Origin of the sequence: Pelistega indica (assembly GCF_000506865.1) — a bacterium.
GTDB classification, from domain to species: Bacteria; Pseudomonadota; Gammaproteobacteria; order Burkholderiales; family Burkholderiaceae_B; genus Taylorella; species Taylorella indica.
In genome coordinates, this window is sequence record NZ_AYSV01000011.1 from 1 (window position 1) to 7,999 (window position 7,999).

The window sequence follows — 7,999 nt, forward strand, 5'->3', positions numbered from 1 at the left end:
CCGATCGAGTTCTCCGCTTTCGAGTTCTTTTAAGCGTTACTTACATCAGAGACTTCCATCCCCATAACGTTCTCGCCATTTGTAGAATGTGGCAGAAGAAATGCCATGTTGACGGCATAACTCTTGAACAGGGGTGCCTGCCTCGGCTTGTTTAAGAATGTTGATAATTTGGCTTTCGCTAGTACGTTTACTCATGGTAAAACTCCTTTGAAATAAGTTTACGGTAACGTTCAAAAAAGTTCTACTTTCTTGTTGTCTTAATTTAGGGGATGGTTACACTCCTCTATCAAAAGAGCCAGAAAAGTAAATTCTCACTACATTTTTACCGGAAATAGTTCTCATTTCTAATGAGGAGAGTGCTTCTATGGTGAGAGTGTTTGCTGCTTTAGTTATAGAAAATGGTGTTAAAAATAATATTGGATAAAGAAGTAACTTTTTCAATAAAATCTCCTTACTTAATCAAGAAATAATATGTAAAATATATAGAGCAATATTTTAAAACAAATAATATTATTTTACATAATGACAGCAAAGTATCGGAGAGGGAGTGACAATGCATAATAAGAAGTTAACTTTCTGGATGTTACTTTATTGTTTGTTTCTATTAATCATTCCGCTGATGACTTTGATTAATATAGTATTTGCCTTATTCACAGGAAAGTTACTTTGGGTGATTTTGCTACCCTTTGCTTTACTTAATTTGTTTTTATTATATAGACTAATCAAAAAGCAGAATCAGCAAACAGTATTAATCGTACAGTTAGTACATCTTTCCTTTTTGTTATTTGCCGTGTTAATGATAATTTTTTATTCGCAGGCAAATATAGTTGAGTATCTTTTAATTGCTATTTTAAATATTATTTGTATTTTATATTTCCGTCATTCCTGTTATGTAAAGGCAATATATTCAAACAAATTATATAGAGGAAGTAGAAATATTTATTAGAAATTATAGGGCTAGTATAGTTATATAATTATTTCTTTTAAAGCTGATAAAATTAAAACTATCTACAGAGGGAACGCAAATAATATTAGCTTCAGGTAGAAATTAGTAACAGTTTCTTTTTACAAATCCTTCTAACCAATTGTTAGAAGGATTTGTTGCCTAAAAGTTTTATATATACATAATTAGTTACTCTTCGACAAATGTCTCTTCACGTTTTTTACGAATTGACGGTAGAGTTACTAAAATAATCAAACCTACTGCCAACAATAATAAGCTAGCAGATAATGGACGAGTAATGAATGTAGTGAAATCTCCACGAGAGAATAATAGTGCACGACGGAAGTTTTCTTCCATCATAGGACCTAATACTACACCTAAAAGTAAAGGAGCTCCTTCACATTTTAGTTTTGTCCAGATATAACCAATCACGCCAAATAATGCCATGACAAAAATATCAAAGACATTATAGTTCAATGAGTAAACCCCGATTGAGCAGAATAATAAAATGGCAGGGAAGAGGATACGATAAGGTACTTTTAGTAATTTAACCCATAGACCCACTAATGGAAGGTTTAAGATAACTAACATCAAGTTACCTACCCACATAGAAACTACTAATCCCCAGAATAAATCTGGATGGGAATTCATTACTTGAGGGCCTGGCTGAATATTGTGAATAGTCATTGCTCCAACCATTAATGCCATTACTGCATTACCAGGAATACCTAAGGTCAATAATGGGATAAACGAGGTTTGAGCGGCTGCATTATTAGCTGACTCTGGGCCTGCAAGACCTGCAGGGTGACCTTTACCAAAACGTTTTGGTTCGCGAGATAGCTTTTTCTCTAATGTATAAGAAGCAAATGAAGAAAGTACAGCACCACCTCCAGGGAGAATACCTAGTGCTGATCCTAATAGGGTGCCACGCACAGAAGCAGGAGCCGCCTCTTTGAATTCTTGTTTATTTGGATACAGAGAACCAAGTTTGTCGGTAATATCTACGCGATTTTCTTTTTGAGCGAGGTTATTCATAATCTCTGCTAAACCAAAAACCCCCATAGCGATAACAGCAAAATCTACACCGTCTTGTAATTCGGCAATACCAAAGTCATAACGAGCAATGCCTGAGTCAACATCAGTACCAACCATACCGATTAGAAGGCCTAGTACAATCATGCACAGTGCTTTAGGTAAAGAACCCGATGCAAGCACCACAGCACCTACCAAACCAGTAACCATTAAAGAAAAATATTCTGCTGGGCCGAATTTAAACGCAATAGAGGCTAGTGGTGGTGCAAACGCTGCTAAAAGAATTGTTGCAACACACCCAGCAAAGAATGAGCCTAGTGCAGCAATAGAAAGTGCGGCACCAGCACGCCCATTTTTAGCCATCTGATGTCCGTCCAGAACAGTCACAACCGCAGACGTCTCTCCAGGTAAGGCAACTAGAATAGCGGTTGTTGAACCACCATATTGAGAACCATAGTAAATACCTGCCAACATAATAAGGCCTGCGACAGGAGGAAGTACATAGGTTAAAGGTAATAACATTGCAATAGTAGGAACAGGTCCAATACCGGGTAATACACCAATTAGCGTACCTAATAAGCAACCAAGGAAAGCGTACATTAGATTTTCTGGGGTAACAGCAACAGAAAACCCAAGGGCTAAGTTATTTAATAAATCAAACATTAGTTAGCTCCCTTTACCTTTTTATAAAAAATAACACATCCAACCACGATAGCAATAGGAATAATGATTTGTGCATCAGTACTCCACTCTGACCATGGTGCAGGTAAAGTAGGGAATACTAAACCTAAACCTTTAACAAACACTAACCATGCAAAGAAAATAAGAAATATTGCGTTGGCAATTGCGATTTTCCAACTAAACTCATGGCTAGCTAAACTACTGAAAATGACAAGAATAGCCACGGAAATATACATACCTAGATAGTTTAGCGTATAGCCAAATAAGACAATAGAGCCTATTACTAGCAGGAGAATATCCCAGTCAAAATGGCTAACCTCATGTTCTTCATTATACTCACCTCGTAGCGAAGATAGGGTAACAAAAGCCCCTAAAATAGCGAGTAAACAGCCTAGTAAAAAAGGGAAATAGCCTGGTCCCATACGAACCGAGCTACCCATATCATAATTTTGTTCTGCAATGAGGGCAAAAGCTGAGCCTAGCCCAATGAACATAAGACCAGACCAAAAGTCTTGTTGATTTTTGATAAGCATAATACTTCCTGCTTGTTAAGAGTGGATATGATTCTAATAAGTCTTATGACTTATTAAAGCATTAAAACCTAGAACCATTTTATTGGTCTAGGTTTTAAATTGCCTACTAAACTTAATTATTTAAGTTCAATTTTACCTTTTGCGACAACTTCTTTTGCCCAGTCATATTGTTGCTTAATTTCTTTAGTAAATTCTTCTGGGGTATTGCCAGATGCGAAAGCACCTTGTTTCATAAGGGATTCTTTTACACCTGCATCTTGTAATGCTTTGGCAGCTGCTTTGTGTAGTGTGGCTACTATGTCAGCAGGTGTACCTGCAGGAGCAAGTAAACCATACCATACTGGGCTATTAAGTTGTTCATACCCTAATTCTTTTAGAGTTGGCACTTCTGGTAAGTCTTTTAGACGCTCAGGCCAAGCAACGGCTAAAGGGTTTAAGTTCTTAGCTTGGACTTGTGGTAAAGATGATGGTAAGTTATCAAATAATAACTCAATATGACCACCAACAGCATCAGCTACTGCAGGACCTGAACCTTTGTATGGTACGTGGATAATATCTGTACCTGTCGCTTGGCGGAATGCTTCACCAAATAAGTGTAATACGCCACATTGTCCAGATGAACCGTAAGTGTATTTACCAGGGTTAGCTTTGATTTCTTTTAAGAAACCAGCAAAATCCTTAGCAGGAAATTTTGTTGGGTTTGAAGAGATAATGTTTGGTACATTGACAAAGTTAGTAACTGGTGTAAAGTCTTTGAAAGGATCATAACCTAAGCCAGTTGGTTTACATGCTGGATTAACGGCTAAAGTAGAAACTGTAGCAATAGATAAGGTATAGCCGTCAGGTTTTGCACGAGCTGCCTCTTGTGCACCAATAGCACCACCAGCGCCGCCTTTGTTGTCAACTACGATAGATTGACCAAGGATTTCACTCATTTTGCTTGTTACGATACGAGTAACAATATCAGTAGAGCCACCAGGAGCAAAAGGTACGATCACACGAATAACGTGATCAGGGTAGGCAGCATAAGCACTACTCATAGCACCAACAAAAGAAAGGGCAGCAATAGTAGCTACTTTAATAAAAGACTTTTTCATAAAATTTATTCTCCGATAATACTGGGAAGAAAAGAGATAACCAAACTGTACAAAAAATAAAAAAATTTGAATATCCGTATAAACGCTAATAGTAGTAAGATTGTAAAATTAATGAGAATTATTTTTATTTAATAGGAAAAGAAAAATGAAGCAACATTTATTTCGTATTACCGTAGAACATTTACAAGATAAAGAAGGGAATGCTGTTAGGCCTTGCCTTTAATTTTTAATGCCCCTAATCATGATAACTTATTTGATATTGTGGATAAAGTGAAAAATTTGGAGTCATTTACCCCTGAAATGGCAGCACGCTTTGCGATTGGATTAAAGCTGATGGGAGAGGTAATGTTAGAAAATAGAGACATGGTATTTTTTTAAAGAAATACAGCCTCATTTTATGTAAATTATGGCTATTGTTAAGGATAAGTAGGCGTATAAAGTATAAACATGTGAGAAGATGACTTGTTTGCTAAAAACAATAAATGACTATATCTCCTACTTATGGACAATAAGTTAGCCAATAAAAAAAGAAGAGCCACTGGTAGCTCTTCTTTTTGCTGAGCGATATTCAGATTAAAAATTAAATAAATCATTAAAAATTTTCTGCCATACTTAGATGGCTGAAAATTTGGTTTTTGAGTTGTGTATAAGGAATATTACAATCCATGGCTAATTTGATGAGGTTAATTAATTCATTTGCCTCGGCACCAAAGAGCGTAGCCCCTAAAATTAAATGGCTGGTTGCATCAACAACGACTTTATAAACGCCTCGTAAATCGTTATTAACATGGGCTTTAGGCATTGTTGCCATGGGTAAAGATTTTGTTTTTACAGCAAGTCTTTGTTGTTCTGCCTGAGTAGCGTCTAGACCAATACGGCTAAGTGGTGGAACAATAAATAAGGTATTAGGAAAGGTTTTACGTGTTTTTAAAGAATAATCTTTATTACCATTTAAATAGTTAAGACAATTCTAAAGTCATCTAAGGAAATATACGTAAACTGTGGACCACCATTGACATCACCTACAGCAAAAACATTAGGAACAGTTGTTTCACAATACTCATTTACTTGGATAGCACCTTTTTCAGTTAGTTTAATATCCGTAGCCTCTAGATTTAGAGATGAAACGTTAGGTTTACGTCCTGTGGCATAAAGAACAGCATCAAAAGAATAATCTTGAGAATTATCAGTAATCACTACTGTCTCACCCTCATTACGCACTTGGGTAAGATTGGCATTAAAGACAAAATTGATATTTTTAGCTTGTAGATACTCTTGTGCAAGTGTAGCAATGTCTTGCTCTTCTCTAGGTAACAAACGTTTGCCTGCATCAAATACAGTGACTTCTGTGCCTAGTGTGGCAAAAAGACTCGCAAATTCTAAGCCGATATTTCCGCCACCAATGATTCCAAGTTTTTAGGTAATGTGGGTAAGAATTGAATGCCTGTGCTGTCGAATACATTCTTACTTTCTGCTAATCCTTTGATAGGTAGAACAACGGACCCAGCACCTGTATTGATAATAATTGTCTCTGCGGTAAGCTGAGAGGTGCCTTGCTCTGTCTTAACCTCAATCTCTTTATTCGCGATGAATTTTGCTGATCCTGTAATGACTTCTACATTAGCACCAACCATCGTATCATAGTTTTTCTTGCGCAAGCGAGTGGTGATAGCTGTCTTGTCTGCCATCGAAGCATCAAAGAGTTTGCCCTTGTCTGCAGCAGTAATGAGTGTTTTGCTTGGTATGCAGCCGATATTGATACAAGTATCGCCATACATTTGAGGGCTTTGCTCTATTAAGGCGACTTTTTTGCCTTGGGTTGCCATTTTTGCAGCTAGGGTTTTACCTGCTTTACCAAAGCCAATAATAATTAAATCATGGGTAGATATAGTTTCTCCCTTTAAGATGAGTATGAAGTAAGTTATCTTTGTTTTTCATTGTACGCTTAAAAACAGCGATGATGAGAGGATATAAAAAAGAATGTTTCAGATTATTTAGATGATGTATGGCAAGACCTTGTCTCCTGTTGCGTTTCTCCCAATCCGTCCAGAATAGGGCATTCACTGCTATTATCACCATGGCAAGAGTTATGCCATTTCTTTAGTCGTGCGAGCATATTTTGTAAGTGCTCTATCTGATCTTCCAATGTATGAATATGCTTAGCAGTTAATTCTTTTACTTCTTTACTACTACGGTGCGGATTATCTTGTAGTGCTAAAAGCTCAGCGATTTGTTGTAACGAGAAGCCTACTAGTCTAGCTTGATGAATAAAATGTAAGCGATTTAAATCCTGTGCATTATAGCGACGATATCCATTGTCAGCGCGTGAGCTTGGAGTGAGTAGACCATATTTTTCATAGTCTCTAATCTGTTTAGAGGACAATCCAGTTTGTTGAGAGGCTTCGCTAATATTTAACATAAGCATAACTTTATAAAAAATTTTAAAATAGACTTTACCTTAACCTTAGGTTAAGGTTTATAGTGTAAAACATACAGCAAGGAAAGCTGTGATTTTAGGAGAACAAAATGAAAACTGTTGTTTTAAAAGTAGATGGTATGACTTGTGGTGGTTGTGTGAAAAGTGTCACTCGTGTATTAGAGGGACAAAAAGGCGTTAGCAACGTAGAGGTGAGTTTAGAAAAAGCTAACGCAACCGTAGAATTCGATGAAACAGTGATTGATGCTGATGAGCTAGCTGATGCTGTTGAAGATGCTGGATATGACGCACAAGTTCAATCTTAATAAATCATTGCTTAGTAGTAAAAAGCCTATGGTCTATCTACTCAACTATTACCGTAGATAGACTATAGAGCAAGCAAGGGTCATGAATAATCAATAGAGGTGAATGGTGCAAGAGAAAATAAGCGTTGATGTTGAAGGTATGACGTGCCAAGCTTGTGCAACGCGTATTGAAAAAGTATTGAATAAGAAAGACTTTATTCAAGAAGCGGGTGTTAATTTTGCGAGTGAAGAGGCTCAAATTACATTTGATAATACGAAAGCGTCACCAAATGATATTCTAAACCTTATTAAAAAAACTGGCTATAAGGCAATCTCTTAAAAAACCAGAAGAACAGCCTAAAATCCATGAGTCAAGGATAAGTTGGCGATTATGGTTATTACTTGCCATTAATATTCCTTTTTGGATTGGTATGGTAGGTATGATGGTGGGCAAACATGAATGGATGATGCCCAGCATATGGCAATTTGTGTTAGCGAGTATTGTGCAATTATGGTTAGCTATCCCATTTTATAAGAGCGCTTGGGCTTCTATAAAAGGAGGTCTAGCCAATATGGATGTCTTAGTGACGATAGGCACTGTGGCTATCTATGCCTATTCTGTTTATATGTTGTTCTTTAGCCCACATCGACAACATGAGGGAATGGTGCACGTTTATTTTGAAGCCAGTGTCATGGTCATTGGCTTTGTGAGCCTAGGTAAATTTTTAGAAGATAGAGCAAAAAAAAATAGCTTAAATAGCTTAGGACTATTATTAAAATTAACCCCACAGCAAGTGAGTGTCCAACGTCATCAGCAATGGGTCACTACACCGATTGATCAGGTAGTTATTGGCGATATACTCCGTGCAAATCATGGTGAAAGAATTGCCGCTGATGGTATTGTACAAAGTGGTGAGGGTTGGGCAGACGAAAGCCATTTAACAGGTGAATCTAATCCTGAACAAAAGATGGTTGGTAGTAAGGTATTCTGA

The 7,999-nt window shown here is 37.0% G+C and carries 11 protein-coding genes and 2 pseudogenes; 4 read left to right on the forward strand and 9 right to left on the reverse strand.

Annotation, left to right across the window (positions count from 1 at the left end; all coding sequences use genetic code 11):
• Positions 1-48: 48 nt before the first annotated feature.
• From V757_RS17000 to V757_RS17020, 5 genes and pseudogenes are all read right to left on the reverse strand, one after another.
• Positions 49-195, reverse strand: a pseudogene (locus V757_RS17000) (transposase); the annotation flags it as partial.
• Between the two features lie 78 nt (positions 196-273).
• On the reverse strand, positions 274-441 hold the full coding sequence (locus V757_RS28270) for a hypothetical protein (protein ID WP_155805778.1): 168 nt from the start codon (positions 439-441) through the stop codon (positions 274-276).
• Positions 442-1,132: 691 nt separating this feature from the next.
• On the reverse strand, positions 1,133-2,638 hold the full coding sequence (locus V757_RS17010; RefSeq protein ID WP_023949219.1) for a tripartite tricarboxylate transporter permease: 1,506 nt from the start codon (positions 2,636-2,638) through the stop codon (positions 1,133-1,135).
• A complete protein-coding gene (locus V757_RS17015; protein WP_023949221.1) occupies positions 2,638-3,189 on the reverse strand; it encodes a tripartite tricarboxylate transporter TctB family protein in 552 nt (183 codons plus the stop codon). The genes V757_RS17010 and V757_RS17015 overlap by 1 nt, the downstream gene beginning before the upstream one ends.
• Before the next feature lie 116 nt (positions 3,190-3,305).
• A complete protein-coding gene (locus V757_RS17020) occupies positions 3,306-4,286 on the reverse strand; it encodes a tripartite tricarboxylate transporter substrate binding protein BugE (RefSeq protein ID WP_023949223.1) in 981 nt (326 codons plus the stop codon).
• Positions 4,287-4,499: 213 nt separating this feature from the next.
• Here V757_RS17020 and V757_RS27815 point away from each other — a divergent pair, with 213 nt between their 5' ends.
• Complete coding sequence (locus tag V757_RS27815; protein ID WP_081710609.1) at positions 4,500-4,664, forward strand: DUF3861 family protein; 165 nt, start codon at positions 4,500-4,502, stop codon at positions 4,662-4,664.
• 214 nt (positions 4,665-4,878) lie between these two features.
• Here the strand turns inward: V757_RS27815 and V757_RS28820 are convergent.
• The 4 genes and pseudogenes from V757_RS28820 to cueR form a co-directional block, all read right to left on the reverse strand.
• Positions 4,879-5,184, reverse strand: a pseudogene (locus tag V757_RS28820) (pyridine nucleotide-disulfide oxidoreductase); the annotation flags it as partial.
• 53 nt (positions 5,185-5,237) lie between these two features.
• Positions 5,238-5,693, reverse strand: a complete 456-nt coding sequence (locus tag V757_RS29525) for an FAD-dependent oxidoreductase (RefSeq protein ID WP_218118009.1) — start codon at positions 5,691-5,693, stop codon at positions 5,238-5,240.
• Positions 5,666-6,211, reverse strand: coding sequence for an FAD-dependent oxidoreductase (locus V757_RS29530; protein ID WP_218118010.1), 546 nt, complete (start codon positions 6,209-6,211; stop codon positions 5,666-5,668). Before V757_RS29530 ends, V757_RS29525 begins: the two co-directional genes overlap by 28 nt.
• Positions 6,212-6,276: 65 nt before the next feature.
• A complete protein-coding gene (gene cueR / locus V757_RS17035) occupies positions 6,277-6,705 on the reverse strand; it encodes a Cu(I)-responsive transcriptional regulator (protein WP_023949231.1) in 429 nt (142 codons plus the stop codon).
• A 107-nt stretch (positions 6,706-6,812) separates the two neighbouring features.
• Here cueR and V757_RS17040 point away from each other — a divergent pair, with 107 nt between their 5' ends.
• The 3 genes from V757_RS17040 (at position 6,813) to V757_RS28840 (ending at position 7,999) form a co-directional block, all read left to right on the forward strand.
• Positions 6,813-7,028, forward strand: coding sequence for a heavy-metal-associated domain-containing protein (locus V757_RS17040; RefSeq protein ID WP_023949233.1), 216 nt, complete (start codon positions 6,813-6,815; stop codon positions 7,026-7,028).
• Between the two features lie 103 nt (positions 7,029-7,131).
• Positions 7,132-7,347 (forward strand): cation transporter, encoded by a 216-nt coding sequence (locus V757_RS28835; RefSeq protein WP_023949235.1) that lies wholly within the window; start codon positions 7,132-7,134, stop codon positions 7,345-7,347.
• A 91-nt stretch (positions 7,348-7,438) separates the two neighbouring features.
• The gene (locus tag V757_RS28840; protein ID WP_023949237.1) at positions 7,439-7,999 is read left to right on the forward strand and encodes a P-type ATPase actuator domain-containing protein; all 561 of its coding nucleotides are present in this window, start codon (positions 7,439-7,441) and stop codon (positions 7,997-7,999) included.

Excerpts from the sequence above, each read along its gene's own strand:
- V757_RS17010 (WP_023949219.1), bottom strand. The coding sequence starts at position 2,638 with ATGTTTGATTTATTAAATAACTTAGCCCTTGGGTTTTCTGTTGCTGTT.
- V757_RS17015 (WP_023949221.1), bottom strand. The coding sequence starts at position 3,189 with ATGCTTATCAAAAATCAACAAGACTTTTGGTCTGGTCTTATGTTCATT.
- V757_RS17020 (WP_023949223.1), bottom strand. The coding sequence starts at position 4,286 with ATGAAAAAGTCTTTTATTAAAGTAGCTACTATTGCTGCCCTTTCTTTT.
- cueR (WP_023949231.1), bottom strand. The coding sequence starts at position 6,705 with ATGTTAAATATTAGCGAAGCCTCTCAACAAACTGGATTGTCCTCTAAA.
- V757_RS17040 (WP_023949233.1), top strand. The coding sequence starts at position 6,813 with ATGAAAACTGTTGTTTTAAAAGTAGATGGTATGACTTGTGGTGGTTGT.
- V757_RS28835 (WP_023949235.1), top strand. The coding sequence starts at position 7,132 with ATGGTGCAAGAGAAAATAAGCGTTGATGTTGAAGGTATGACGTGCCAA.
- V757_RS28840 (WP_023949237.1), top strand. The coding sequence starts at position 7,439 with ATGGTAGGTATGATGGTGGGCAAACATGAATGGATGATGCCCAGCATA.